Origin of the sequence: Achromobacter deleyi (assembly GCF_013116765.2) — a bacterium.
GTDB classification, from domain to species: domain Bacteria; phylum Pseudomonadota; class Gammaproteobacteria; order Burkholderiales; family Burkholderiaceae_B; genus Achromobacter; species Achromobacter deleyi_A.
On sequence record NZ_CP074375.1, the window covers coordinates 1,930,909 to 1,957,152 of the forward strand.

A 26,244-nucleotide genomic window follows, 5' to 3' on the forward strand; every position below is an offset into this window, starting at 1 on the left:
GCCCCGCCCCGGCATCTCCGCGAAGATCATTCATAAAACGAATGACCTACCCGAGTATTTTCCGTTTTCCGAAAACCGGCGACCGACGGAAAATAGCCCGGAAGGCCAGAGTGCCCAAGGGAGTCATGCATGACAGGCAGCAAAGCGTTCACGGCAGTCCACCAGGCATTGGTGGGCAAGCTGGGCCCATCCGTCAGGTTCGATGACGGGCATCGCGCGGTGTACGCGTCCGACGCGTCCAACTACCGGCAGGTGCCGATCGGCGTGGTGGTGCCGGCGTCCCTGGAAGAATTCGTGGCGGGCGTGCGCATCTGCGAGGAGCATGGCGCGCCTATCCTGCTGCGCGGGGCGGGCACGTCCATGAGCGGACAAACGGTGAACCACGCCGTTGTCTTCGACCTGTCCGCGCGCTGCAACCACATCCTGGAACTCGACCCGCTGGCGCGCACGGCGCTGGTCGAGCCGGGCGTGATCTGCGACGCGCTGCGGGACCGGGCCGAGGAGTTCGGCCTGACCTTCGCGCCCGACCCGTCCACGCACAGCCGCTGCACGCTGGGCGGAATGATCGCCAACAACTCCTGCGGCCCGCATTCGGTGATGGCGGGCAAGACCCTGGAGAATGTCGAGGCGCTGGAGATCATGACCTGCGACGGCGAGCGCTTCTGGGTTGGCCCGACGCCGGAAGACGAGCTGGAGCGCATCATCGCGGCCGGCGGACGTCGCGGCCAGATCTATCGCGACCTGCGGGATTTGCGGGACCGCTATGCCGCGCTGATCCGCGAGCGCTTCCCCGACATCAAGCGCCGGGTATCCGGCTACAACCTGGACCAGTTGCTGCCCGAGAACGGCTTCAACGTGGCGCGCGCGCTGGTGGGCTCGGAAGGCACTTGTGCGCTGACCCTGCAGGCGCGCGTGCGCCTGGTCAAGAGCCCCGCCGTGCGCGTGGTGCTGGTGCTGGGCTTTCCGGATATCTACGTTGCCGCGGACGCCGTGCCCGAGTACCAGCGCTTTGGCCCGATCGCCATCGAGGGGCTGGACCGCGCCATCATCCGCGGCCTGCAGGCGCGCGGGCTGGCGCAAGACGAGATCGCGCTGCTGCCCGATGGCGACGCCTGGGTCGTGGTGGAGTTCGGCGGCGACACGCTGGCCGACGCGCTGGCGCAGGCCGGACGCGCCGAGGCGTATTTCAGCGCGCGCCCCGCCGGGCCGGTGCCGAGCTGCCGGGTGATTTCGGACCCGGCCATCCAGAAGCGGGTCTGGTCGATCCGCGAGAACGGCGCGTCGGCCACGCAATTGTCGATCGATCCCAGCATTCCCGATCCCCAGGTAGGATGGGAGGACGCGGCAGTCGATCCCTTGCGGCTGGGCGACTATCTGCGCGGTTTTCAGGCGCTGGTGGACCGCTACGGCTACCGGACTTCCTTGTTCGGACACTTCGGCGACGGCTGCGTGCATGCGCGCGTGACCTTCAATGTGCGCACCGTGGAAGGCGTGGCGACATTTCGCGCCTTCCTGCGCGAAGCGGCCCAGCTGGTCGTCGACTGCGGCGGCTCGCTGACGGGCGAACACGGCGACGGACAGGCCCGGGCCGAGTTCCTGCCCATCATGTTCGGCGAGGAACTGATGGAAGCGATGCGCGCCTTCAAGCGCATCTGGGATCCGAAGGGGCTGATGAACCCGGGCAAACTCGTGGATGCCTATCGCGTCGACGAGAACCTGCGCATGGGCCCCGCCTACAAGACCGTCAACATCCATACGCGGCTGAATTTCGGCAGTCCCGAGGGCGACGGCTTCCAGCGCGCCATCGAGCATTGCGTGGGCATGGGCCGCTGCCGCAGCGAGAAAGGCGGAACCATGTGCCCCAGCTATCGCGCCACCAAGGACGAACGCTTTTCCACGCGCGGCCGTTCGCGGCTGTTCTGGGAGATGCTGCAAGGCGAGGTCATCCAGGACGGCTGGCGCAGCCAGCCGGTCAAGGAGGCGCTGGACACCTGCCTGGCCTGCAAAGGCTGCCGCAGCGATTGTCCGACGCATACGGACATGGCGTCCTACAAGGCGGAGTTCCTGTCGCACTATTACGAAAACGCGCGCCGCCCCAGGCAGGCGCTGACGATGGGGCGCATCGGCGACTGGGCTCCCTGGGCCGCCAGGCTGCCGTGGCTGGCCAACCTGATGACGCAGAACCGCTACCTGGCGCCATGGGCCAAGAAGATCGGCGGCGTGGCGGCGCAACGCGACCTGCCCCGCTTCGCCCGGCGCCCGTACCGCCGCCAGCACCCGCCGGCGGCGGCGGGCAGGAAGCGGGTCATCCTGTGGGTGGACACGTTCTGCGAACACTTCCACCCCGAGGTGGCCGCCGCCGCCGTCGGCGTGCTCAAGCACGCGGGCTACGAGGCCGTCTTGCCCGACAAGCCCTTGTGCTGCGGACGGCCGCTGTACGACTTCGGTTATCTGGATCTGGCGCGCGAACGGTTGCGCAAGATCCTGGACGTGATCGGCCCGCAACTGGGCGAAGCCGGTGCGGACCACGACGGGCCGGTCGCCATCGTGGGGCTGGAACCCGGCTGCATGTCGGTATTCAAGGACGAATTGCTGAAGATGTTCCCGGACGATCCGCGCGCCCGCCAGGTATCGAGCATGGCGACGCTGTTGGGCGACTTCCTGCACCAGGCAGGCTACCAGCCGCCCAGGCTGGACCGCGATGTGCTGGTGCATGCGCACTGCCACCAGAAGTCGCTGTTCGGCACCAAGGGCGACGTGGCGCTGCTGGCGGCGATGGGCGCCCGCGCCCGGCACCTGGACAGCGGCTGTTGCGGCATGGCGGGTTCATTTGGCTTCAACCCGGAACATGCCGCGCTGTCGCTGGCGGTGGGCGAGCAGAGCCTGCTGCCCGCCGTGCGCGCGGCGGCGGCGGACACCATCGTGCTGACCAATGGTTTTAGCTGCCGCGAACAGATCCGCCAATCGGCCGGACGCGAGGTCATGCACCTGGCCGAATTGCTGCATCTTGCGATTACGCAGCAGCCCGCGACAGCGGCACAGGCAACATAGGGCCGGACGCCAGCAGATCCTGGCCGGCCAGGCTTTTTCTTTTGTGGAGGTAGATGATGGATTTGGGTATCAAGGACAAGACCGCGCTGGTGCTGGGCGGCGGCGGCGGATTGGGCAGCGCCATCGCATGGTCGCTGGCGCAGGAAGGCGCCAAGGTGGTGGTGGCCGACCTGAACCTGGACGCGGCGGCCGCCACGGCGGACAGGATCAAGGCCGAGGGCCTGGCCGCCTTTGCGCTGCAGTGGGATCTGCGGGCGCTGGACGCCTTCGACAGCCAGGTCGGCTGGATCGAGGCCAACGTCGGCCCGGTGGACATCCTGGTCAACAACACCGGCGGTCCGCCGCCCACGCCCTCCTCCGGTCAGCAGGCCGAGCTGTGGCGCGAGCAATTCGAAGGCATGGTGCTGTCCGTCATCAAGCTGACCGACCGCGTGCTGCCCGGCATGCGGGAACGGCAGTGGGGACGAATCATCACCAGCACCTCGTCGGGCGTGATCGCGCCGATTCCCAACCTGGGCATTTCCAACGCGCTGCGCATGTCGCTGGTGGGCTGGTCCAAGACGCTGGCGCGCGAAGTGGGCAAGGACGGCATCACATCGAACATCGTGCTGCCTGGCCGCATCGCAACCGCCCGCATCACTTTTCTGGACGAAGCCCGCGCAAAACGCGAGGGCCGCAACGTCGACGACGTCAGCCGCGAAAGCACGGCCGCCATCCCCGTGGGCCGCTATGGCGACCCCGCGGAATACGGCGACGCGGTCGCCTTCCTGGCCAGCGCACGGGCCAGCTACATTACCGGATCGACGATCCGGGTAGACGGCGGCCTGATCGCCAGCATCTAGGACGCGCCGATTGCGCAGCGCGGCGGATGCCGCAACCACACTTCAAGGACACAGACGATGAAACTGACTGCTGACGCCAAGGGCGTGTTCCCCATCGCCCCCACCCCGTTCTTTGACGACGGCGCCGTGGACCACGCCTCGATCGACCGGATGATGGATTTCTACCAGGCTTGCGGCTCGACCGGCCTGACCGTGCTGGGCCAGCTGGGCGAGGCGCCAAAGCTGGACTTCTCGGAATCGCTGGAGATTGCCTCGCAGGTCATCGGCAAAGCCGGCGGGATGCCCATCGTGGTGGGCGTGTCGGCGCCCGGATTCGCGTCCATGCGTTCGCTGACGCGTGAAGTGATGGACCGCGGCGCGGCCGGCGTGATGATCGCGCCGCCCAACACCTTGCGCACCGACGACCAGATCGTCGCTTACTACCACCAGGCGGTCGAGGCCATCGGCAGCGACGTGCCCTTCGTGCTGCAGGATTACCCGCTGACGTTCTCCGTGCAGATGGCGCCGTCGGTCATCCGGCGCATCGTGACCGACCTGCCCTCTTGCGTGATGCTCAAGCACGAGGACTGGCCCGGCCTGGAGAAGATCTCGGCACTGCGCCGTTTCGAAGCCGAAGGCGCCATGCGCCACATCTCGATCCTTTGCGGCAACAACGGCCTGTTCCTGGACTACGAGATGGCGCGCGGGGCCGACGGCGCCAACACCGGCTACTGCTTCCCCGACATGCTGTGCGATTTCGTCAAATGGGTGGGCGAAGGCAAGACCGAAGCCGCGCACGATCTGTTCGACGCGCACTTGCCGCTGTTGCGCTACGAGCAGCAGCCCGGCGTGGGACTGGCGGTGCGCAAGTACGTGATGATGCGCCGGGGTATCTTGACCAGCGCGGCGCAACGCCGGCCCGGCAGCGCGCTGACCGCCCAGGCGAAGGCCGAGGTGGATCATCTGCTGACCCGCCTGGGCCGGCATGATGCGCGGGCCAAGGACCTGGTCCAGGCCTAGCGGCGCGCCGATCGTCGCAGCCAGGTAACCCAGAGTATTTCCAAGGTAACAGTAAGTTAGCCCCGGTTTTCGGCATCCCTCGCGCCGCTGACCGGGGCCGCGCCGCCCGCAGCGCCCTCACCCGCGACCTCGCCGGGCTTCCCACGCATATCGGCCGCACCGATCCGGGGTCAGAGTCATCTTGACATCATCGGAGCACTGCATCTATGTTCGATGCCGCCGGTGATTTGACACCATTAAATTCCAATTTAAATTCAGACCCTTGCCGTCGTCATGGCCGTGACAATCGCGGCTTGCGCCTGCTTTTTCCCGGACGGCAGGATCCCTGCGGTTTTAAATATTGAGAGACGAGTTCATGGCTATTTCGCGGAAGTTTTACGGCAAGGATTCGTGGTCCCGCCAGGCGGCGGCCGGCCTGCTTGCCGCCACGTTTGCAGCCCTGAGCCCCGCCACGGCGACCGCCGCGCCACCGCAGGCCGCCCACGCCCAGGCCGCCGTGACGCCGCCCGATGGCGGCACCGTCCTGTATTTCATCCATCAGATAGATGGCAAGGGCGCCACCTCCTATGAAGTGGAAAATGGCAGCATCGCCACCTATTGGTTCGGCCACGCCTTTGAGCTGGAAGGAACCGAATACTTCACGGGCTTCGCATGGGAGACCGCGAAGAAATACGGCCAGTCCGGCGAGGACAACGCCGGCCCCGACACCCGGGTCAACCTGTCCGAGGCAACCTTCATCCTGGCCGACCCCAAGGCTGAACGCCCCTGGAAGTTCCGGGGAATGGAGCCCACCATCGGTGAGTTCGGCGCTTATGAAAGGGCCCCCGAAGTGGACACCAGGCGCAAGCCGCTCGAACACCGCACGCCCTCGGGCAAGCTGGTGCTGGCGGTGCCGACCGAGAGCTTCGACAACGGGATCACGGTCAGCGCCTATGACATCTTCGTGTTCACCGTCCCGGAGAAGCGGCAGGACGACGTCAACGACAAGGTCTGGGCTTACGTGGGCAACGTTCTCAGCGGAGAGGACAACAGCCTGGCCTGCGCGGACGGCGAGGTCATGCCGTGTACGCGCAGCGACGGGGAACTCAGCTTCACTCCGAACGGCGGCAACGACATGCCGCTGCTGACCGTCAAGCTCAGCGGCACCACCATAGCCGGGCCGGACAAGACCCGCCGCCTCGGCCCCGCCGACGCCGCCAGCTACGCCTATGACCCTGCGCGCAAGGCGTACGCCATCCGCTGAGGCCGGCTGATGCAGGCGCCGGGCGCCTGCTGGCAATCAGGCGGCAACGGGCGCGGCCTGCGCCACTTCAAGGCGATTGCCGCCCAGCGATTTGGCGCGGTACAGCGCCCGATCCGCGATGGCCAGTCCGTCCATGATGGCCGGAACATCGCTGTCGAACCGCGCAAGGCCGATGCTGACCGTTGCCGGAATGCCTATGCTGCCGGTCCGGTTGGAAATCGTTTCGGCGAATCGCTGCGCGACGGCCTCTCCCAGCGCCTTGGCGCGGATGGCGTCGTCGCCCCACAGCAGCGCGGCGAATTCCTCTCCGCCGATACGCGCCAGAATCGCATCGGGACCCAACACGCTCCGGGCGATTTCCGCGAATGACTTGAGCACACGGTCGCCCGTCTGGTGGCCATAGCGGTCATTGATGGACTTGAAATGATCGAGATCGAACGCAAGCACGGACACCGCGCCCTGCCGTTCCCGGCCGTCGATCACGCGCGCGCCCTGCTCAAAAAACCATCTGCGGTTGCCCAGGCGCGTCAGATAGTCCGTCTGGGAATCCAGCAGGAGTTGCCCGTGGGTCTCGTCGCGGATGAGCTTGAGCAGCGTCATCGGCAAGATCACCGAGTACAGCACACCTTCATAGATCGTGAGCTTGCCGGCGAGCGACTGTATCGCCTGCCCCGGCCCCGTCGTCAGCCAGGGCAGGACGAACGCCCTGGCGGCATACAGCGCGGTATGGACGCCCGTCACGGCCACGACGATGTACCTGGCGTTCAGGGATTTCATCGCGTTGCATCGGAGCATTTCCCAGGCCGTCAGGCCGCTGATGATCGCTATCGGTACCGAGCTGACGTGGCTCCACATGGCGTCCAGCCAGCGGGCGCCGCCGATAGTCCAAACCAGCGCCATGCCAAGGAGAATGCCGGCCGACGTGCGCCGATACTGCCTGCCGCCCAGCATCGCGACGCCGTTGAGGATCAGGAGGTAGCCGCCAAGAATGACCAGATTGCTGATGGCGGAGCCGATCGCGCCGGGCAGGTCGCGGCGGAACAGCGCCGCCGCACACCCGATCGCGAGCGTGGCGAATCCCGCAGCCAGGACTCGCAATTCCTTGCTGCGCTTGGGATTGGCCCGCTGCTCCCAGAACGTCATCCCGGCACTGGCGAGTAGCGTTCCGATTGCTAGGAAGTAAAGCGTGAGGAGATCGACGTACATCTCGGACGTGGGAGGATTTCGCCGAAACATCGCGGCGGCTGCCGGATTTTACGGTGAAAACCGGCGGCCGGACGGGCGAACAGGGCCGGCCCGCGGGCCGCGGGGGTCCTCAAGGCGGCGCAGGCGTCGTTCACCCACGCCAAGCCGCTTCGATGACGGCAATATCGATCTTCTTCATGTCCATCATGGCGTCGAACGCACGCTTGGCCGCGGCCTGGTCCAGATCATTGATTGCCGTGACGAGGATGCGCGGCGTGATCTGCCATGACAGTCCCCATTTGTCCTTGCACCAGCCACATTCGCTTTCCTGGCCGCCGTTTCCGACAATTGCGTTCCACAAGCGGTCCGTTTCGGCCTGGTCGTCGGTCGCGACCTGGAACGAGAACGCCTCGCTGTGCTTGAAGGCCGGGCCTCCGTTCAGGCCCAGGCAAGGAATGCCCATCACCGTGAACTCGACCGTCAGGACATCGCCCTGCTTACCGGAGGGGTAATCGCCGGGCGCACGCAGGATCGTGCCTACGGCGCTGTCCGGGAACGTCTTGGCATAGAAAGTCGCGGCGTCCAGCGCAGTGCCGTCGTACCAGAGGCAAATCGTGTTCTTGCTGCCCATCGTGGTTCTCCTGAATTGGCATGGTCCATGCCTTCAGACCATGCGGCCGCGTGCGACGTTCAAGGATATTCCAAGTTGCGCCATGCCGAAAACCGGTTTCCGCGTCAGGAGCCCCGCCCGTGGTGTCGTGCACGTCGCGCCGCGCGATGCAAACCCACGTCCTCATCACGTAAGGTTCAAGCCCCCATCCGAGAGCAGAATCTCGCCGGTCAGATAGTCCGAGGCGACCAGCAGCGCGACGGCCTGTGCAATGTCCTCGGGGCTGGCGGCCCTGCGCATGGGCGAGCGCTCATTCCAGAGTTTCCGTGCATCCGCCCAATCCGCCGTCAGCGGCGTATCCACCAGGCCGGGCGCAACGGCATTCACGCGGATATCGGGAGCCAGGGATAGAGCCAACAGGCGCGTCACATGGTTCAGCGCCGCCTTGGTCGCCGCATAGGGTATGGATGCCCCCTTGGGCCGGACGCCGGCATGAGAGCTGACATTCACAACGCAGCCCGGCCTGCCCCGCGCCGCGGCCTCGCGCAGCGCCGGTTGCGCTTCGGCCACCAGCCTGAACGGGGCAACCACATTGACCTCGTGCAGTTCCTGCCATACCTCGGGCGTCGCGGCCATCAGGTCCCCATGAGGGATCACACGGCTGATCCCGGCGTTATTGACCAGCACGTCGAGCCGCCCCCATATGGCTGTCGCTTCGCGAATGAGCCTGACCCGGTCCGCGTCATGGGCCAGGTCGGCTTGCACATATGCCGCCGATCCCAGGTCCCGGGCCAGGGCCTGCCCCGCTTCCGCCGACGTCCTTGAATGCAGGACGACCGAGTATCCATCCCTGGCCAGCCGCCGCGCGATCGCGGCCCCGATGCCTGAAGTGGAACCAGTGACAAGCGCGACGGGAGACGTGGTTTTCATGGGGTATGGGTGCGGAGATCGGTGTCGGCCGCGGGCTGGTTTTCACTGACGGATTGTCAACAATCCTTGCGGCCTTGTCGAATGCTCCGCCAGCGGATCGCCACGGGCCCGTTTCCCGACAACCGGCCAAGGCGGCCATGGTAGATTCATGGCATCTTTCCATTGCCCCTACCCATCATGTCGCCAAGCATTGAATCTGGAGCCGCCAATCCGGCCGATCGGCAAGCAGGCACGGGAAGTGCCGCCACGGGGCAAAGCCCAGACCCACGGATTCCCCCGATCCTGCCGACGCAAACCGCTCTGCTGGTCATGCATTACCAGACCGACATCATGGGGCTGTTTCCATCCGTCGCCCCCGCTTTGCTCGCCAATACGCGCAAGCTGTGCGATGCCGCGCGGCACAAGGGCGTTGGCGTCTATTTCGCCCAGATCCAGTTCGGCCCGGGTTATCCCGAAGTCAGCCCGCTGAACAAGAACGGACAAGGGATCAAGCAGCTTGGCCTGTTCGTCGATGACCAGATCGCGCCGGAGCTGGGCAGGCAGGCCCACGAACCGCTTATCCTCGCGCATCGCGCCAGCGTGTTCTTCGGCACCGACCTGGAGCTGCGGCTCTCGGCGCGCGGCATCAATACGCTGCTCATGGTGGGCATCGCGTCGACCGGTGTCATGCTGTCGTCGGTCGCGTACGCGAGCGACGCGGACTTCCGGCTGATCACGGTCAAGGACTGCTGCTATGACCCGGATCAGGTCGTGCACGATCATCTTTTCTCAACGGCATTCGAGTCGCGCACCACGGTGCTGTCTCTTGCGGACGCATTGTCGTTGCTGGCTTAGCGAACCCGGCTGCGGTTCAAATCCCTTGCATCCTGGGCGCGAAAGGCGAATATTGATGGTTCGCGCGTCGGCCCCGCCGTTCCCCCGGCGAATCAGGGCGCCTGGCCTTCAGGCGTGCGCGCATTCCGGTCCACGCATCAGGCTTTTCCAGCGCGAAGGAGAGAAGCCATGGGCAATGACGCAGAGCAGCAAAGGCTTGCCGAAGCACACGCGAACCGCGCAGCCTGGAAAAAATGGGGGCCGTACCTGAGCGAGCGGCAATGGGGAACGGTCCGGGAAGACTACAGCGACAACGGTGACGCCTGGAATTACTTCACCCATGATCAAGCCCGATCGCGCGCTTACCGCTGGGGGGAGGACGGCCTGGGCGGCATCAGCGATGACCACCAGCTGCTGTGCTTCGCGCTGGCGTTGTGGAACGGGTGCGATCCGATTCTGAAAGAGCGCGCCTTCGGCCTGGCCAACAGCGAGGGAAATCATGGCGAGGACGTGAAGGAATACTACTTCTACCTCGACTCGACTCCCACGCACTCGTACATGAAGTATCTGTACAAGTACCCCCACGCTGCCTACCCGTACACCGATCTTGTCGAAACCAATCGCGCCCGTGGCAGGAATGAGCCCGAATACGAACTGCTGGACACGGGCGTTTTCGACGACAAACGGTATTTCGACATTTTCGTGGAATACGCCAAGGCGGCCCCCGACGACATGCTGGTGCAAATCAGCATATTCAATCGCGGCGCGCATGCGGCGCCTTTGCACCTCTTGCCGACCCTGTGGTTCAGAAATACGTGGTCGTATGCAGAGGGTGGCCCGAAACCCCTTGTTGAAAGCGTCTTGCCGAGCAGGCAGGCCACGATCCACGCGCATCACAGCGGCGCGCCGCCACAGGAACCCCTGGGCGACTACTACCTCTACTGCGACGCCGACGTTCCCTTATTGTTCACCGAGAACGAAACCAACAACGCCCGGCTGTTCGGCACGGCCAACGCGTCGCCGTACACGAAGGATGGTATCCATGAGTTCATCTTGCGGGGCGACGCCGCAGCGGTCAATCCGGCCAGGCGAGGCACCAAGGCGGCCTGCCATTACCAGCTGAATATCGGTGGCGGCGAATCCCAGGTCGTCCGGCTGCGCTTGACGTGCCGGTCTCCCGACGCCGCTTTCGCGCCCTTCGACGACTTCGATGCGGTTTTCGCGCAGCGGCTGAGGGAGGCCGACGACTTCTACCGGTCGATAACGCCGCTCACCGTTCGCGACGACCCCGACCGCGCCAACGTCATGCGGCAAGCCTTGGCCGGAATGCTCTGGTCCAAGCAGTACTTCTACTATGACCTCGATCTCTGGCTCGAAGAACATGGCGCGGGCAGCAAGCTGTCGCAACGGGAGCGCCGGCGCGTGCGCAACAGCGAATGGGCGCATATGTTCAACGACGACATCATCTCGATGCCGGACAAATGGGAGTACCCGTGGTATGCCGCCTGGGATCTGGCATTTCACATGATTCCGCTAGGCATCGTCGACCCGGACTTCGCCAAGCAGCAACTCGACCTGATGCTGCGCAATGACTACCTGCATCCCAATGGCCAGCTTCCCGCCTACGAATGGAACTTCAGCGATGTGAATCCTCCCGTGCATGCCTGGGCGACGATGCAGCTCTACGTCCTCGACAAGGAGCGGCGCGATGGACGCGGAGACATCGAGTTTCTCAAGTATGCGTTCTCCAAGTTATTGGTCAACTTCACATGGTGGGTCAACCGCAAGGACCGGACCGGCGCCAATGTCTTCGAGGGCGGCTTTCTCGGACTCGACAATATCGGGGTGTTCGACCGTTCGTCTCCCCTGCCCACGGGCGGTTATCTTGACCAGGCCGACGGAACGGCCTGGATGGTGTTTTTCAGCCAGCAGATGTTGCGTATCGCCGTTGAACTCGCGCTGCACGAGCCTCTCTATGAAGAGTTCGTCGAGAAGTTCTTCCAGCACACGCTGCTGATCGCTGGCGCGCTGGACCGCGTCGGCGAACACGAGGACGAAGCCTGGGACGAGGAAGATGGGTTCTTTTATGACGTGCTGCGCCTGCCGGACGGTCGCGCCATGCGTCTGAAGGTGCGTTCGATCGTCGGATTGCTTCCGCTTGCCGCCGTTGCCGTGTTTGAAGAGGACATACTCGCCAGATTGCCCAATTTCAGGGCGCGCGCCCGGCTATTCCTGGAGCGCCACGGTGATCTGGCCGCCAACACACACCTGCCCCAGCAACCCGGCGTCGTCAACCGCCGGATGCTGGCAACCGTCAACGAGCAGAAAATGCGCCGCATTCTGGCGCGCATGCTGGACGAAGCCGAATTCTTCGGCCCGCATGGCATCCGGGCGTTGTCGCGGTTCCACCTTGAGCATCCTTACGTCTTTAACCACGCGGGACAAGAGCATCGGGTCAGCTATGTGCCCGGCGAGTCCGACACGGGCATGTTTGGCGGAAATTCCAACTGGCGCGGCCCGGTCTGGATGCCGATAAATTTCCTTCTCTATTATTCGCTGGTACGGCTGTACGCCTACTTCGGGGAGGACTTCAAGATCGAGTGCCCCACCGGCTCGGGGAAGATGATGACCCTGCTGGAAGTTACCAAGGAGTTGGGAGATCGCCTGACCCGGATCTTTCTGCGCGACGCCGACGGCCGCCGGCCGTCGAACGGCGCGGAACACGTGCTCTGGCAAGACGAGCACTGGCGCGACCTGATCCTGTTCCATGAGTACTTCCACGGCGATACGGGCGCGGGAATCGGAGCCAGCCATCAAACCGGCTGGACGGGCTGCGTCGCGCAGATCGTTCGGATGAATGCCGTGATGTCGAAGGATCTTCTGCTCATGCCGGGCGCCGAAGCAGCGGCGCTGCGAGCGATCAGGTTGTCCGCCAACTGACCCCAGGAACTCATCATGCAGAACTTCAATGCTGACATGAACACGCCGGAGCCCGCAGGACCGTCTCCGGAACTGCAGATCTCGCTGAAAGGGCAGACTGCGCTGGTGACCGGCGCCAATTCCGGCATCGGCCGCGCCGTCGCCGTCGCACTCGGGAAAGCTGGCGCCGACGTGGTCGTGAACTACGTCACCAACCCCGCGGACGCCGAGGTGGTGGCCGAAGAGATACGCAGCGGGGGACAGCGTGCAATGACCGTACAGGCCGATGTCGCCGACGAGGCCCAGGTCCAGGCCATGTTCGACGCAGCGGTGCGTGAATTTGGAACCGTCGACATCCTGGTCAGCAACGCCGGCAGGGAACGCAATGCGCCCTTCCATGAGATGAGCCTTGCGGACTGGGACGCCGTGATGAACGTCAACCTGCGCGGGGCATTTCTTTGCGCACGCTCGGCGGTGCGCGAGTTCCTCCGTCGCGGCGTGCGGCCAGGCATTTCGGTTGCCGCCGGCAAGATCATCTTCACCAGTTCCGTCCACGAGGTCATCCCATGGGCAGGCCATGTGAATTACGCGGCCTCCAAGGGGGGGCTGATGTTGCTGATGAAGAGCCTGGCCCAGGAAGTTTCCGAGAAGCGCATCCGCGTCAATTCCATTGCGCCGGGCGCCATCCGGACGCCGATCAACACCGCCGCCTGGTCCACGCCCGAAGCCTATGCCGATCTGATGAAGCTGGTTCCTTACAAGCGCATCGGCGAGCCCGACGAGGTGGGCCGTGCCGCCGTCTGGCTGGCGTCGGATTTCTCCGACTACATCGTCGGGACGACGATATTCGTCGATGGCGGAATGACCTTGTATCCCGGGTTTGAATCGGGGGGCTGATCCTCTCTGCCGCCATGTGGCAAGCCTTTGCCGCGACGGGCGCGCAAGCGCGCTTCACCGCGCCACAGTCATCCCAGATCCGGATGCCGATCCGTCAGCCGCTGCCGGCGCGCCTTCAGCACTTCCAGTTTTTCTTCGAGCGCGGCGATCTCGCCGTCGACATCCTGCACGCTCTGCTCGATGTGCTCGTAGGCTTGCTGCAGCAACACCTTGGCCTCGCGCGGGCTGGAGGCGGTGGGCGTCTCGCCGCGCAACGGGCGGTTGGCCGTCTCAGGCAGGAAGAACGAAGTGGCCAGGCCCACGACCGAGGCCACCATCAGGTAGAAGGCCGGCATCATCAGGTTGCCGGTTTCTTCCACCAGCCATGCGGCCACCGTGGGCGTGAGCCCGGCGAAGATGATGGCCACGTTGAACGAGCTGGCCAGCGCGCTGTACCGGATGCGGGTGGGAAACAGCGCGGGCAGCGTGGCCGCCATGATGCCGATCAGGCAGTTCAGGAACACGGCAATAAGCAGCAGGCCCAGGAAGATCAGGCCCGTGTTGCGGCTGCCGATAAGCCAGAATGCCGGCATGGCCGACACCAGCAGGCCCAGGCTGCCGGCAAGCAGAAAGGGCTTGCGGCCGATCTTGTCGCTGACGAACCCGACGACCGGCTGCACGAACAGCATGCCCACCATCACGACCACGATGATGAGCACCCCATGCCCTTCGGTATAGCCGAGGCTGCCCGACAGATAGGTGGGCATGTACGTGAGCAGCATGTAGTAGGTAACATTGGTCACCAGCACCATGCCGATGCAGACGATCAGCGAGCGGCGGTATTTGGCGAAGATCTCGCGAAAAGAAACGGCCGGCCGGTCCTGCAGGGCGTCGCGGTCTTCTTTTTCCAGTCTCTCGAGTTGCTGCGTGAAGGCGGGAGTCTCTTCGGCGGCGTGGCGCAGGTACAGGCCCAGCAGCCCCAGCGGGCCCGCCACGAAGAAGGGAACGCGCCAGCCCCAGTCCAGGAAGGTCTGGTCGCCCAACATGGTCTGCAGCAGCACGACCATGCCCGCGCCGACCACGAAGCCGGCGATCGAGCCGAAATCGAGCCAGCTGCCCAGGAAGCCGCGCTGCCTGTCGGGCGCGTACTCGGCCACGAAGACGGCGGCGCCGGTGTATTCGCCCCCCACCGAGAAGCCCTGCGCCAACTTGCATAGCAGCAGCAGGATGGGCGCCCACAGGCCGATGGATGCATGGGACGGGATCAGGCCGATGCAGAAGGTGCTGATCGCCATGATGATGATGGTGAGCGACAGTACCTTCTGCCGCCCGAAGCGATCGCCCATGACGCCGAAGAACACGCCGCCCAAGGGCCGCACCAGAAAGGGCACGGAAAACGTGCCCAAGGCGGCGATGGTCTGTACCGCGGGCGAGGCATCCGGGAAAAATACTTTGCCCAGCGCAAAGGCAACAAAGCCGTAGACGCCGAAGTCGAACCATTCCATCGCATTGCCAAGCGCGGCGGCCGTCACGGCTTTCTTCAGCTTGGTGTTGTCGATGACCGTGATGTCGCCGATCTCTAGCGGCCGGACCTCTTGTGACGACGGAGTGGTTTCTGCCATGACTCGCCATCCATAAGACGCAACACGTCGATTATGGACCTGAATTCGCCGACGGTCATCGTCGTACGCGGGAGCCGGACTGCGGTCTCATCGGCGAAACTGCAGTCCGGCTCCTCCGATCCTTGCGGATCACCCCTCCCCGCCCGCCGGCAGCTTCGCGATCACCTTGATCTCGAACTGGAAGCCATAAAGCCATGTCACGCCAACCGCCGTCAGCGTCGGGTGCGGCGCGTTGCCCCAGTACTCGGGCACCTCCTTCCAGATGGTTTCGAACTGCGATTCGGGATCGACCATGAAGACGGTCGCGTCGACCACGTCATCGAACGTGCAACCAGCCGCCGCCAGGATGGCGTTCAGATTGTCGAACGCCAACCGCACTTGCGCCCCCAGGTCGGGTTCGGGTGAGCCGTCCGCGCGGCTGCCGACCTGGCCGGACACGAACAGAAAGCCGTTGGACCGGATCGCCGGGGAATAACGGTTGCGCTCATAAAGCGCGTGGCGCCCGGGCGGAAAAACAACGTCGCGTGTTGCCATCGGATATCTCCATCTGTGGGCCGAAGCCAGCCCGTATTGACGATGAAGAAACTGTAAAGGCGCGCACCGGGAGGATAAACGGGCAAGTCCAGCCATCACTATTTGTAGAATCCAAACAATCCCCCCGAACAATCTGGAGCAGCGATGGACCGTTTCGACGCAATGAGTGCTTTCGCGCGCGTGGTGGAGACCGGCAGCTTCACCAAGGCAGCCGAAACCCTGCACATGAGCAAGACCAGCGTGACCCAGCTGGTTCAGCAGCTCGAGTCCCGGCTGCGCGTCAGGCTGCTGAACCGGACCACCCGCAAGGTCAACGTCACCGCCGACGGCGCCGCCTACTACGAGCGCGTGATACGGCTGCTGGCGGACATGGATGACGCCGAGACCAGCCTTTCCAGCGCCTCCGAGGCGCCCAGGGGCCGGCTGCGGGTGGATGTGCCCAGCCCGCTGGCCCGCATGATCCTGGTGCCTGCCCTGCCGGCGTTCCATGCCCGCTACCCCGACATCCAGCTCGACATGGGCGTGAGCGACCGCATCGTGGACCTGATCGGCGAGAACGTGGACTGCGTGGTGCGCGGCGGCGAACTGACCGACCAGTCGCTGATGGCACGGCGCGTGGGCGACCTGCGGCTGGGCGTCTACGCCGCGCCCGCCTACCTGGAACTTGCGGGCACGCCCGCGCACCCGCGCGAACTCGAAGACACGCACCACCGCATCGTGGGCTTTCTGTGGTCGCGTACCGGCCGCGCCCTGCCCTATGCCATGCGCCGCGGCGAGGAAAGCGTCAACGTGCAGGGCCGCTATGTCCTGGCGGTGGACGATGGCAACGCCTACCTGGCGGCCGGCCTGGCCGGCATGGGCGTGCTCTGGCTGCCGGACTACATGTCCAGGGCCTACCTGGCGAACGGCGAGCTGACGCCGCTGTTCGAGGACTGGCGGCTCGACCCGATGCCCCTGTATGTGGCATTCCCGCCGAACCGCCATGTCAGCGCCAAGCTGCGCGTGTTCATCGACTGGATCGTTGAGCTGATGGGGCAATACACGCCGGTGGCTGCCCCATAGCGTTCACGATCCCCCTCAGCGCGGCGGGCGCTGCGGGAAGCTGCGCTCGAAGATCCCTTCCGCGATGCGGTTCTTCAGGATCTCGATGGAGCCGCCGGCGATCATCCAGCCCCGGCAGCGGCGCACGCAGTATTCGACCAGCGATTCGCGGCTATAGCCCAGCCCGCCCAGCACCTGCAGGGCGTCATTGGCCACGTCGAAACCCACCTGGTTGCAGTAGGCCTTGGCGATCGCGGTTTCCGTGGCGGACGGAAAGCCGGTGTCGGCGCCGGTCGCAGCCCGGTACAGCAGCAGCTGGGCGGCGTCCAGCTTGATCCTCATGTCCGCGAACTTCCATTGCAAGCCCTGGAACTCGCACAGCAGGCGGCCGAATTGCTTGCGCTGCATGGCCCAGTTGCGCGCCTCTTCGTATGCATAGCGGCCCAGGGCCAGCGAGCGCGCGGTGTTGCCGATGCGTTCGACGTTGAAGCCGGCGATCTGCTTCTTGAAGCCGCCTTCGCCCAGCACCACCATGTCGTCCGGCACGAAGACATTGTCGAAGAAGATCTCGACCCATTCTTCGCCGGACATGAAGGCCGACCGTTTGCCCAGCTTCACGCCTTCGTCCCGGGTACCGATCAGCACCGAACCGATGCCGCCCGTGCCCGGCCCGAAGCGCACATAGGCCAGGATGACGCTGGCATGCGGGCCGTGCGTGGTGAAGATCTTGGTGCCGTTGATGCGCCAGCCGCCATCGGCGCGCGTTGCGCTGGTCTTCAGTTCCGTGACGGCCGAGCCGGCGTCCGGTTCCGTCATGCCCACCGAGATGAGCCCTTCGCCCGCCAGCAGCCCCGTCAGGTACTTCTGCTTTTGCAGCGGGCTTCCGTATTCGGCCAGCACGCGGATGGCGCCGAAGTTGCCCGCCTGCACCACGTCGGCGCTGCGCGGGCACACGGACGCGACGGTCTCGATGGCGATGACGGCGTCCATCAGCGAGCCGCCGACGCCGCCGTCCTCCTGCGCCACCGTGATGCCCAGCAGGCCCTGGCCCGCCATCTTGCGGGCGATGTCCCAGGGGTAGTCATCGGAATGGGCGCGTTCGACGGCGCCATCGCGCAGTTCGCGCTCGGCGAACCGGCGCACGGCCGTCTGGAAATCCTGTTGTTCCGGGGTCAGTTTGAAGTCCATCTTATGTTTCCTCAGGCAAGAGTGGGAATGCGTACGGTGCGTCAGGCCAGGCGCGCCAGGCCGTCGACGGCGACCACGCCATCGGCGCGGACGAACAAGGGGTTGATTTCGGCTTCCTCGACGCGCACGCCGACGGCCAGCGCCAGCCGCGAGAACGCCGCGATGGCGTGCGCCAGGGCTTCGCAATCGCCCAGGGGAAGACCGCGAAAGCCGCGGATCAATCGGGTCTGGCGGACCTCGCGGATCATGCGCCGGGCTTCGTCCACATCCACGGGCGCCAGGCGCACGGCGTAGTCCGGCGCCAGTTCGGCGGCGATGCCGCCGGCGCCCAGCAGCACCGTGGGCCCCACCAGCGGGTCGTGGCGGTAGCCCAGGATCAGCTCGATCAGGCGGCTCTCCATGGGCTGGACCAGGATGCCGTCCACCCGGGCTTGCGGCGCATGCCGGCTTACGGCATCCAGCATCTCGCGCACGGCCTGCTCCAGCGCCTGCGCATCGGCGATGCCTACGCGGACGGCGCCCAATTCGGTCTTGTGCGCCAGGTCGCGCGAGCAGACCTTGGCGACAAGCGGATATGCAACGGTATGGCCGAGCTGGCCGGGCGCAAGAAGCTGGCCTTCGGCCACGGGCACGCCCAGGCTGCGGAACAGCATCCCGGCTTCGTGTTCGCTCAGCATGCCGTTCCGGGGAAGCTCGCCAGGCCAGGCAACGTCCGCGCCCGGCGCCGGTGGCGCGCCCGCAGCCGCAAAGAACACCGACAGCGCGTCGGCGCAGGCTTCCGGCGTGCGGAAGGCGGCGATACCGCCCTCTCGCAGCAGGGCAAGCGACTCCGGCGCTTCCGGCGCCAGGAAAACCGCCAGCGGCTTGTCGCCGGGCTTCTCGGCTTCCAGCAAGGGCTGGACGGCCAGGCCGGGATGGAACTGCGCCGAAGACCCGACGACGCTCAGGACCGCGTCGCACCAGTCGGCGCGCAGCAGCTGGTCGAGCAGCATCTTGTATTGCGCGCTGGTCGCCGCCAGCGTCAGGTCGATGACGGGGGTCTGGCGGATATTCAGGCCGTTTTCGGCGATGCTTTGGATGAAGTCTTGCGGCGGTGCCACGGCGACCAGGCCATGCAGGCCCAGATTGTCGACCACGGTCGCCGCGCCGCCGCCCGTCGTGGTGATGACCGCCACCCGGGTTTCAGCCCCGGCCGCCGCATCGGCCACCGGAGGACGGGCATGGCGGTGCAAGGCGTAGCGGGCCGCAAGCGGCGCGATCTCGAACAGGGTTTCCAGGGTCCGCACCCGCATGACGCCATAGGCCTTCATGAAGACATCGACCGCCACATCGTTGCCCGCCATGGCGCCCGTATGCGACTGCGCGAGCGCATCGCCCTGTTCGGAACGGCCCAGCTTGTAGGCGACCACCGGCTTGCCCGCGGCGCGCGCGCGCGTCAGCGCCCGGGCCAGGGTGGGCGCGTCCCGCAAGGTTTCCAGAAAGAGCAGGATGACTCTCGTATGCGGATCGTCCACCAGCGCGTCGACCACTTCCCCCACGGTGATGTCGCTTTCGTTGCCGACCGAAACCGACTTGGCGAATCCGAAGCCGCGCGCGGCGGCGCGCGACAGCAGCGACCCCATCATCGAGCCGCTCTGCGACACCATGCTGATGTCGCCGGGCAGCAAGGTATCGGCCTCGAAGGCGGCATTGACGGACAGGATTCCGCCGGTATGCAGATCGGCCAGGCCGATGCTGTTCGGCCCCAGCAGGCGCAAGCCCAGCTCTCGCGCCTGTCGCACCAGCTCCGTCTGGCGGGCCTGGCCGTCCGGTCCGGTCTCGCCGAAGCCGTCGGAATAGACCGTCACGACCCGGGCCCCGGCCTGGGCGCAGGACGGCAGCAAGGCGGCGACGTCGCTGCCCGGGATCATGATGAATACGTGGTCGACCGGCCCGGGCAGCCCGTCAAGCGAGGGATAGGCGCGCTCTCCCAGGATCTCCGCGCGGGCGGCGTTGATGGGATAGATGGCGCCCGTATAGCCGTGCTTGCGCATGAAGCGCAGCGGGCGCGCGGTGTTCTTGCGTGTGTCGCCCGAAGCGCCCACCAGGGCGATGGCACGGGGCGACAGCAGCGCGTCGGCAAACGTCGGGGAAGTCATGGATGAGGCAGTTGTCATGTGGGCCAGTGGATAGGTCAATCAGAGTTGAGGCATGTCGGCCGCCAGGCGCAGCGCCCGCACCGGCATGCTGTCCAGGCGCCAGACCGCGTCGCGCAAGGCGCGCATGCGCGCGACGCCCAGCACCGGACCCGCCAGTTCGCCGAACTTGTCGTTCAGTTCCGCGTCCGACAGCGGCGACTCGGGGTCGCCCTTGCGGTATGGGGAATGGTGTTCAAGCACCTCGCCGCCCACGGTCGTGGCCGACAGCCGGGCGGCGCGCATCCGGGGAAAGCCCGCCGTCAGTGCGGGATCCGCCCGCAGGTCCAGCCTGGCCATCAGCTGGCGCACGCGCGGGTCATGCAGGCGATCCGGGCCAAAGGCGTCCAACCGCACCGAACCGTGGACCAGCGCGTGCGCCACCACATACGGCAGGCTGAACTTGGCCTCGAACGCGGTCTCGGGCGCGAAGTTTCCCGTGACGTCCAGGGCGGTCTGATAGGCGTCCACGCGCAGCGAGGCGATGTCGTCCGCCCGCAGCCCGCGCTCGCGCAGCGCCAGCGCCGCGTCGATCGCGGCGAAGGTGTGGCCGCAGCAGCCGTGATTCTTCTGGGTGATGGAAAGAATGTTGTAGCGTTCGCCCAGCCCGTCGACGGCGGCCGACCAGTCCGGGCTCTGCGCCAGGGCCGCGCCGAAGCCGACCTCGCCTTCCAGGATGTCCGGCACGCCCGTGATGCCGTGCGCGGCGCCCTGCCCGGCCCGCACGCCGACCTCGGCCGCGTGGCCGGCATGCAGCGCCTTGCTCATTGCGTCCGAACGAAAAGCCTGCTGCAAGCCGCTGGCCAGCGTGCCGGCGGTGGCCAGCGCGTGCAGCATGACCTGCGCGTCGCCCGGCGCGCACAGGGCGGCGGCGGCGGCCGCGCTGCCAAAGCAGCCCACGGTGCCGGTCGTGTGGAAATAGCGGTAATGCGCGGGCTGGACCGCCGCGCCGATGCGGGTGGAGATCTCGTAGCCGACCACGATCGCGTTCAGCAAGGCCTGCCCGCTGGCGTCGCCTTCCTCGGCCAGCGCCAGCGCCGCGGCGATGGTCGGACATCCCGGGTGATAGATCGCATCGCGAAAGATGTCGTCGAATTCCACGGCATGCGAAACACTGCCGTTGATCCAGGCGGCCGTGGCGGCAAAGGCGGTGGTCGCGCAGCCCGGCAGGCTGGAGGCCCCCGCGCCCAGTTCGGCGCCATGCGCGCCCAGCAGCTGCTGGCACGGGGCGGTGCGCGTGCCGGGATACAGCGCCGAGAGCCAATCCAGGAAGGCGCGCTTGGCGTGATGGATGACCTCGTCGGGCAGCCTGGCCAGGGTGTCCCGCGCTCCGTAGGCGGCGATGGTGTCCAGCAACATGTGTCTCTCCGGGGTTATTGCGACGCAACAGACGCGCCGCTCTGGTCTGCCGATCACTCTAGGCGGACCGGCCCGGCAAGGATTGATAAAAAGGAAAACGAGCGTTCTTGATCCGGAGGGGACGGAATTGGAGAAAGTTGCCTTGCCAATTTTTCATATCGCCGGGCATGGGCCGTACGTAAGCTGCATGACAACAACAGAAGAACAATCGCACCACCAAGGAGGAAGTAATGAGTGAGACCAAGACCCCGCTGGGCTTCATCGGCCTGGGCGTGATGGGTGAGCCCATGTGCGCCAATCTGGTCCGTAAATCCGGGCACCCCGTGTACGTGACGGATATCAGCCCCGAGCCGGCGGCCCGGATCGGCGCTTTGGGCGGCCATGCCTGCGCATCGGTCATCGAAGTGGCGCAAAGCGCCGAGATCGTGTTCCTGTCGCTGCCGAGCATCGTGCAGGTGGAACAGGTCTGCACCGGGCCAGGTGGCCTGGTCGAGGCCGCCGGCCGCGTGCGCATCGTGGTGGACATGAGCACCAGCGATGTCACGCGCACCCGCCGGCTGGCCGAGGTCCTGCGCGGCCACGGCATCCTGCTGATCGACGCGCCGGTGGCGCGCATGCGCGAAGCCGCCAGGCTGGGCACGCTGATGATCACCGTGGGCGCCACCCGCGAGGACTACGAGACGGTCCTGCCCTACCTGTCGTGCATGGGCACCGACGTGCTGCTTTGCGGCGGCATCGGCAATGGCCAGGTGGTGAAGATCATGAACAACATGGTGGTCTTCATGACCGTCCATGCGCTGGCCGAAGCCGTCACCATCGGCCGCAGCGCCGGCGTGGACGGCACCTTGCTGCTGGACGCGCTGAGCAAGGGTTCGGCCGACAGCTTCGTGCTGCGCAACCCGGGCCAGAAGGCGCTTGCCGCCCAGGCCTTCCCCGAGAAGACCTTCCCGACCGAGTACGCCATCAAGGACATCCTGCTGGCGCTTGAACTGGCGAACCAGGGGGAGGTGGACGCGCGCGCGGCCAAGCTGACTCACGACCTGCTGGAACGCACGCGCGCCGCCGGTTACGTCAAGGAGTACTACCCGGTAATGGTCAAGCTGATCGAGCGCGGCTACTCGTAAGTTCGCCCCCTTGCATGACGGCGCCTGTCGCGCCGCCCCTGTTCCTACCCGAGACAACCATGACATCCATGCTACGCAGGTGGGCATTGCCCGTGCTCGCCGCCGCGATCAGCTTCAATGCTGCCGCCGCGGATTACCCCGTGAAGCCGATCACGCTGGTGATCGGATTTACCGCCGGCGGCCCGACGGACGCCGTCGGCCGCTATCTGGCCCGGCAGCTTGAAACCGAACTGGGCCAGACCGTCGTCGTCGAGAACCGGCCCGGCGCCAACGGCGTCGTGGCGGTGCAGGCGGTCAAGCGCGCCGCCGCCGACGGCTACACCCTGATGCTGGGCAGCAGCGGCACGCTGTCCATCGAGCCGGTCTACAAGCAGAAAGTCGACTACCAGGTGCTGAAGGACTTCCAGCCCGTCGCGCTGGTGGCCAGCTATCCGTACCTGCTGGTGGTGCCGGCGGACTCCCCCTTCAAGAGCGTGCAGGAGCTGATCGCCGGGGCGCGCAAGCAGCCGGGCGCGCTGAGCTTTGCTTCGGCCGGCAGCGGCGCCGTGAATCACCTGGCGGGCGAATGGTTCAAGAGCGCCTCCAAGGTGGACATCACCCACATCCCCTACAAGGGCGACTCCGCGGCCATCGCCGACCTGGTGGCCGGACGCGTGGACATGGCGTTCCTGAGCGCGATCGCCGCCATGCCGCAGGTGCAGGCGGGCAAGATGCGCGCGCTGGCCATCGCGGCGGCGCAACCCTCTTCCGTGGCGCCGGGCGTGCCGACGGTGGCGCAGGCGGCGGACATCCCCGGCTTCACGGCGGAGCCCTGGAACGGCGTGCTGGCGCCGGCCGGCGTGCCGCCCGCGGTGACGCAGCGCCTGAATGCCGCGATCAACAAAGTGATGGGCACCGGCGAATCGCGCGATGCGCTGCTCAAGCTGGGCCAGTACCCGATGACCGGCAGTCCCGAGGACTTTGCCCGGCACATCGGCACGCAAACCGAACGCTGGGCGCAAGTCATGCAGACCAGCCACATCGCCAAGGCGGACTAAATGGACTATCCCGAACTGACCCTGCTGATCGGCGGCCGCGCCGTTCCGGCCGGCCACCGGCCCGGCCTTGAGGTGGTCGATCCCGCGACCCAGGGCGTCCTGGGCCGCGTGCCGGTGGCCGCGCCGGAAGACATCGACGAAGCGCTGGATGCCGCCCGGCGCAGCTTTCCGGGCTGGCGCGACACGGCGCCGCTGGAGCGGGCCGCGATCCTGCGCCGCGCCGCCACGCTGATGCGCGAACGCACGCCGCTGCTGGCCTGGCTGATCACCCGCGAACTGGGCAAGCCCCTGTCCGAATCCGAGAAAGAGGTGGCGACCGCGGCCGAGATGTTCGAATGGGCCGCCGAGGAAGCCCGGCGCAGCTATGGCCGCCTGATCCCTGGCCGGGTCGGCGGGATACGCCAGATGGCCATCCCCGAGCCGGTCGGCCCGGTGGCCGCCTTCTCTGGCTGGAACGCGCCGGCGATCACGCCGTCGCGCAAGATCGCCGGCGCCCTGGCGGCCGGTTGCTCGATCGTGATCAAGCCTTCGGAGGAAACGCCTGCGATCGCGCTGGAGATCGGCCGCGCACTGGCGGACGCCGGCCTGCCCGCAGGCGTGCTGAACATGGTGTTCGGCGATCCCGGCGAGATCTCGCGGCGCCTGATCTCCTCGCCCGTGATCCGCATGGTGACCTTCACCGGCTCCACCGCCATCGGCCGCGAACTGGCGGTGATGGCCGCCGGCGGCCTGAAACGCGCGACGCTCGAATTGGGCGGCCACGCGCCCGTGCTGGTCTTTGACGACGCCGACCCGGAAAGCGCGGCCGACGCCGTGCTGGCCGCCAAGCTGCGCAACTCCGGCCAGATCTGCACGTCGCCTACCCGCATGTATGTGCAGGAAGGCGTTTACGAGCGCTTTGTCCAGCGGCTGGCCGACAAGGCGCGGGCATGGCGCGTGGGCAACGGCCTGGAAGCCGGCGTGCAGATGGGCCCCTTGGCCAATCCCAGACGCCTGGCCGCGATGGAAACCATGGTGGACGACGCGCTCAAGCACGGAGCGCAACTGGCCGCCGGCGGCCAGCGCCTGGACCTGCCCGGCTGGTTCTGGGCGCCGACCATCCTGCGCGACGCGGGTCCCGACTGCCTGGCCGCCAGCACGGAACCGTTCGGGCCGCTGGCGCTGGTGCAACCCTTTCGCGACATGGACGAAGCGCTTGCGCTGGCCAACCGCCTGCCGTTCGGACTGGCCTCGTACGTGTACACGCGCGACGCCGCGACGGCCCGGCTTGCCTCCGAGCGCATCGAAAGCGGCGTCGTCTGCATCAACCACTGCCAGGCGTCCCTGCCCGAGACGCCGTTCGGCGGGTTCAAGGACAGCGGGCTGGGCAAGGAAGGCGGCGTGGAAGGCCTGCAGGAGTTCATGCAGATCAAGTACGTGAGCCAGATGTAGCGCACCGCAAGACCATCCAAAGGAGAAGACCATGCATAAGAAAATCACCGCCCTCCTCGCCCTGGCCGCCGCGGCCGGCGTGGCGCAGGCGTCCGAAGGCCTATCCGACGGCGTCGTGCGCATCGGCGTGCTGACGGACATGTCGGGCGCCTACTCGGGCAACGTCGGCCCGGGCTCCGTGCTGGCGACCCGGCTTGCCATCGAGGACTTTGGCGGCAAGGTGCTGGGCAAGCCGGTGGAAATGCTGTCGGCCGACCACCTCAACAAGACCGACGTCGCCGCCGGCCGGGCCCGCGAATGGATAGACCGGGAAAAGGTCGACGTGGTGACGGAGCTGGGCAACAGCGCCGTCGCCCTGGCCGTGATGAACATTGCCCGCGAGAAGGGCCGCATGACGATGGTGACCGGCGCGGGCGCCACCCGGATCACCGGCGAGGACTGCTCGCCCAACAACGTCCAGTGGGTGTATGACACCTACGCGCTTGCCAAGGTGGGCACCCTGCCCCTGGTCGAGGCGGGCGCGAAAAAATGGTTCTTCGTCACCGCCGATTACGCCTTTGGCCACTCGCTGGAAAGCGACGGCATGCGCTTCGTGAAAGAAGGCGGGGGCACGGTGGCCGGCTCGGCCCGCTATCCGTTCCCGGGCAACGACTTCGCGTCCTTCCTGCTGTCGGCGCAATCCAGCAAGGCCGATGCGGTGGCGTTCGCCAGCGCGGGCGCGGACCTGCAGAACGAGATCAAGCAGGCGCGCGAATTCGGGCTGGCCGACCGCCAGAAGCTGGTCGCCATGCTGATGAGCATCACGGACGTGCACGGCGTGGGCCTGGACGCCGGCCAGGGCATGACCTTTGCCGAAACCTTCTATTGGGACATGGACGACGAAACCCGGGCCTTCGCGCAACGCTTCTTCAAGGCCTCCGGCAAGATGCCCACCGCCTTGCAGGCGGGCCAGTACTCGGCCGTGCTCAACTACCTGCGGGCGGTCGAAAAGTCCGGGTCGGACAATGTGGACGCCGTTATGAAGACGCTGCGCGCCATGCCCATCCACGACGCCTTTGCGCGCAACGCCCGCCTGCGCGAAGATGGCAAACTCATACACGACACGTATGTCGTGCAGGTGAAGGCGCCCAAGGAATCCAAGGCCGCATGGGACTACTACAAGATCGTGAAGACGGTGCCGGGCGACCAGGCGTTCATGCCCCTGTCCGAAAGCCAATGCAAGCTGGTCCGGAAATGATCCCGGCGGCGGCGTCCGCGGGCGGGACA

The 26,244-nt window shown here is 66.2% G+C and carries 20 protein-coding genes; 12 read left to right on the forward strand and 8 right to left on the reverse strand.

Annotated elements, in window-relative coordinates; genetic code table 11:
- Positions 1-129 precede the first annotated feature (129 nt).
- From HLG70_RS08675 to HLG70_RS08690, 4 genes are all read left to right on the forward strand, one after another.
- Positions 130-3,051 (forward strand): FAD-binding and (Fe-S)-binding domain-containing protein, encoded by a 2,922-nt coding sequence (locus tag HLG70_RS08675; protein WP_171662166.1) that lies wholly within the window; start codon positions 130-132, stop codon positions 3,049-3,051.
- A 56-nt stretch (positions 3,052-3,107) separates the two neighbouring features.
- On the forward strand, positions 3,108-3,893 hold the full coding sequence (locus tag HLG70_RS08680) for an SDR family oxidoreductase (RefSeq protein ID WP_171662624.1): 786 nt from the start codon (positions 3,108-3,110) through the stop codon (positions 3,891-3,893).
- A 57-nt stretch (positions 3,894-3,950) separates the two neighbouring features.
- A complete protein-coding gene (locus tag HLG70_RS08685; RefSeq protein WP_171662164.1) occupies positions 3,951-4,892 on the forward strand; it encodes a dihydrodipicolinate synthase family protein in 942 nt (313 codons plus the stop codon).
- 355 nt (positions 4,893-5,247) lie between these two features.
- Positions 5,248-6,135: a hypothetical protein gene (locus HLG70_RS08690; RefSeq protein WP_171662163.1), complete on the forward strand. Its 888-nt coding sequence runs from the start codon at positions 5,248-5,250 to the stop codon at positions 6,133-6,135.
- A 36-nt stretch (positions 6,136-6,171) separates the two neighbouring features.
- Here HLG70_RS08690 and HLG70_RS08695 read toward each other — a convergent pair whose 3' ends face one another.
- The 3 genes from HLG70_RS08695 to HLG70_RS08705 all read right to left on the reverse strand — a co-directional run bounded on the left by HLG70_RS08695 (position 6,172) and on the right by HLG70_RS08705 (position 8,860).
- Positions 6,172-7,341, reverse strand: coding sequence for a GGDEF domain-containing protein (locus tag HLG70_RS08695; RefSeq protein ID WP_171662162.1), 1,170 nt, complete (start codon positions 7,339-7,341; stop codon positions 6,172-6,174).
- A 130-nt stretch (positions 7,342-7,471) separates the two neighbouring features.
- A complete protein-coding gene (locus HLG70_RS08700) occupies positions 7,472-7,951 on the reverse strand; it encodes a VOC family protein (protein WP_171662161.1) in 480 nt (159 codons plus the stop codon).
- Positions 7,952-8,116: 165 nt separating this feature from the next.
- On the reverse strand, positions 8,117-8,860 hold the full coding sequence (locus HLG70_RS08705) for an SDR family NAD(P)-dependent oxidoreductase (RefSeq protein ID WP_171662160.1): 744 nt from the start codon (positions 8,858-8,860) through the stop codon (positions 8,117-8,119).
- A 177-nt stretch (positions 8,861-9,037) separates the two neighbouring features.
- Here HLG70_RS08705 and HLG70_RS08710 point away from each other — a divergent pair, with 177 nt between their 5' ends.
- The 3 genes from HLG70_RS08710 to HLG70_RS08720 all read left to right on the forward strand — a co-directional run bounded on the left by HLG70_RS08710 (position 9,038) and on the right by HLG70_RS08720 (position 13,489).
- Positions 9,038-9,694, forward strand: coding sequence for an isochorismatase family cysteine hydrolase (locus HLG70_RS08710; RefSeq protein WP_171662623.1), 657 nt, complete (start codon positions 9,038-9,040; stop codon positions 9,692-9,694).
- Between the two features lie 168 nt (positions 9,695-9,862).
- Positions 9,863-12,613: an MGH1-like glycoside hydrolase domain-containing protein gene (locus tag HLG70_RS08715; protein WP_171662159.1), complete on the forward strand. Its 2,751-nt coding sequence runs from the start codon at positions 9,863-9,865 to the stop codon at positions 12,611-12,613.
- A 72-nt stretch (positions 12,614-12,685) separates the two neighbouring features.
- Positions 12,686-13,489: an SDR family oxidoreductase gene (locus HLG70_RS08720; protein ID WP_419144812.1), complete on the forward strand. Its 804-nt coding sequence runs from the start codon at positions 12,686-12,688 to the stop codon at positions 13,487-13,489.
- 68 nt (positions 13,490-13,557) lie between these two features.
- Here HLG70_RS08720 and proP read toward each other — a convergent pair whose 3' ends face one another.
- On the reverse strand, positions 13,558-15,090 hold the full coding sequence (proP, locus tag HLG70_RS08725) for a glycine betaine/L-proline transporter ProP (protein WP_171662157.1): 1,533 nt from the start codon (positions 15,088-15,090) through the stop codon (positions 13,558-13,560).
- A 129-nt stretch (positions 15,091-15,219) separates the two neighbouring features.
- Entirely contained in the window at positions 15,220-15,624 is a 405-nt protein-coding gene (locus HLG70_RS08730) for a RidA family protein (RefSeq protein ID WP_171662156.1), read from the reverse strand.
- A gap of 144 nt (positions 15,625-15,768) precedes the next feature.
- Here HLG70_RS08730 and HLG70_RS08735 point away from each other — a divergent pair, with 144 nt between their 5' ends.
- Entirely contained in the window at positions 15,769-16,686 is a 918-nt protein-coding gene (locus HLG70_RS08735) for a LysR family transcriptional regulator (RefSeq protein ID WP_171662155.1), read from the forward strand.
- A gap of 15 nt (positions 16,687-16,701) precedes the next feature.
- Here the strand turns inward: HLG70_RS08735 and HLG70_RS08740 are convergent, their stop codons facing one another.
- Genes HLG70_RS08740 through HLG70_RS08750 form a run of 3 tightly spaced genes read right to left on the reverse strand, consistent with a single transcriptional unit; the run spans position 16,702 to position 21,386 of the window.
- Positions 16,702-17,853, reverse strand: a complete 1,152-nt coding sequence (locus HLG70_RS08740; protein WP_171662154.1) for an acyl-CoA dehydrogenase family protein — start codon at positions 17,851-17,853, stop codon at positions 16,702-16,704.
- A gap of 41 nt (positions 17,854-17,894) precedes the next feature.
- Positions 17,895-19,991, reverse strand: a complete 2,097-nt coding sequence (locus HLG70_RS08745) for an acetate--CoA ligase family protein (RefSeq protein ID WP_234103016.1) — start codon at positions 19,989-19,991, stop codon at positions 17,895-17,897.
- 39 nt (positions 19,992-20,030) lie between these two features.
- On the reverse strand, positions 20,031-21,386 hold the full coding sequence (locus tag HLG70_RS08750) for an MmgE/PrpD family protein (RefSeq protein ID WP_171662152.1): 1,356 nt from the start codon (positions 21,384-21,386) through the stop codon (positions 20,031-20,033).
- Positions 21,387-21,616: 230 nt separating this feature from the next.
- Here HLG70_RS08750 and HLG70_RS08755 point away from each other — a divergent pair, with 230 nt between their 5' ends.
- From HLG70_RS08755 to HLG70_RS08770, 4 genes are read left to right on the forward strand one after another with little or no spacing between them, the layout of a single operon-like run.
- Entirely contained in the window at positions 21,617-22,510 is an 894-nt protein-coding gene (locus HLG70_RS08755; protein WP_171662151.1) for an NAD(P)-dependent oxidoreductase, read from the forward strand.
- A gap of 59 nt (positions 22,511-22,569) precedes the next feature.
- Positions 22,570-23,547 (forward strand): Bug family tripartite tricarboxylate transporter substrate binding protein, encoded by a 978-nt coding sequence (locus HLG70_RS08760; RefSeq protein ID WP_171662150.1) that lies wholly within the window; start codon positions 22,570-22,572, stop codon positions 23,545-23,547.
- Complete coding sequence (locus HLG70_RS08765; protein WP_171662149.1) at positions 23,548-24,978, forward strand: NAD-dependent succinate-semialdehyde dehydrogenase; 1,431 nt, start codon at positions 23,548-23,550, stop codon at positions 24,976-24,978.
- A gap of 31 nt (positions 24,979-25,009) precedes the next feature.
- Positions 25,010-26,215, forward strand: coding sequence for an ABC transporter substrate-binding protein (locus HLG70_RS08770; RefSeq protein WP_171662148.1), 1,206 nt, complete (start codon positions 25,010-25,012; stop codon positions 26,213-26,215).
- The last annotated feature ends 29 nt before the right edge of the window (positions 26,216-26,244 follow it).

Coding starts and splice junctions, on each gene's coding strand:
- HLG70_RS08675 (WP_171662166.1), top strand. CDS start 130: ATGACAGGCAGCAAAGCGTTCACGGCAGTCCACCAGGCATTGGTGGGC.
- HLG70_RS08680 (WP_171662624.1), top strand. CDS start 3,108: ATGGATTTGGGTATCAAGGACAAGACCGCGCTGGTGCTGGGCGGCGGC.
- HLG70_RS08685 (WP_171662164.1), top strand. CDS start 3,951: ATGAAACTGACTGCTGACGCCAAGGGCGTGTTCCCCATCGCCCCCACC.
- HLG70_RS08690 (WP_171662163.1), top strand. CDS start 5,248: ATGGCTATTTCGCGGAAGTTTTACGGCAAGGATTCGTGGTCCCGCCAG.
- HLG70_RS08695 (WP_171662162.1), bottom strand. CDS start 7,341: ATGTACGTCGATCTCCTCACGCTTTACTTCCTAGCAATCGGAACGCTA.
- HLG70_RS08700 (WP_171662161.1), bottom strand. CDS start 7,951: ATGGGCAGCAAGAACACGATTTGCCTCTGGTACGACGGCACTGCGCTG.
- HLG70_RS08705 (WP_171662160.1), bottom strand. CDS start 8,860: ATGAAAACCACGTCTCCCGTCGCGCTTGTCACTGGTTCCACTTCAGGC.
- HLG70_RS08710 (WP_171662623.1), top strand. CDS start 9,038: ATGTCGCCAAGCATTGAATCTGGAGCCGCCAATCCGGCCGATCGGCAA.
- HLG70_RS08715 (WP_171662159.1), top strand. CDS start 9,863: ATGGGCAATGACGCAGAGCAGCAAAGGCTTGCCGAAGCACACGCGAAC.
- proP (WP_171662157.1), bottom strand. CDS start 15,090: ATGGCAGAAACCACTCCGTCGTCACAAGAGGTCCGGCCGCTAGAGATC.
- HLG70_RS08730 (WP_171662156.1), bottom strand. CDS start 15,624: ATGGCAACACGCGACGTTGTTTTTCCGCCCGGGCGCCACGCGCTTTAT.
- HLG70_RS08735 (WP_171662155.1), top strand. CDS start 15,769: ATGGACCGTTTCGACGCAATGAGTGCTTTCGCGCGCGTGGTGGAGACC.
- HLG70_RS08740 (WP_171662154.1), bottom strand. CDS start 17,853: ATGGACTTCAAACTGACCCCGGAACAACAGGATTTCCAGACGGCCGTG.
- HLG70_RS08745 (WP_234103016.1), bottom strand. CDS start 19,991: ATGACTTCCCCGACGTTTGCCGACGCGCTGCTGTCGCCCCGTGCCATC.
- HLG70_RS08750 (WP_171662152.1), bottom strand. CDS start 21,386: ATGTTGCTGGACACCATCGCCGCCTACGGAGCGCGGGACACCCTGGCC.
- HLG70_RS08755 (WP_171662151.1), top strand. CDS start 21,617: ATGAGTGAGACCAAGACCCCGCTGGGCTTCATCGGCCTGGGCGTGATG.
- HLG70_RS08760 (WP_171662150.1), top strand. CDS start 22,570: ATGACATCCATGCTACGCAGGTGGGCATTGCCCGTGCTCGCCGCCGCG.
- HLG70_RS08765 (WP_171662149.1), top strand. CDS start 23,548: ATGGACTATCCCGAACTGACCCTGCTGATCGGCGGCCGCGCCGTTCCG.
- HLG70_RS08770 (WP_171662148.1), top strand. CDS start 25,010: ATGCATAAGAAAATCACCGCCCTCCTCGCCCTGGCCGCCGCGGCCGGC.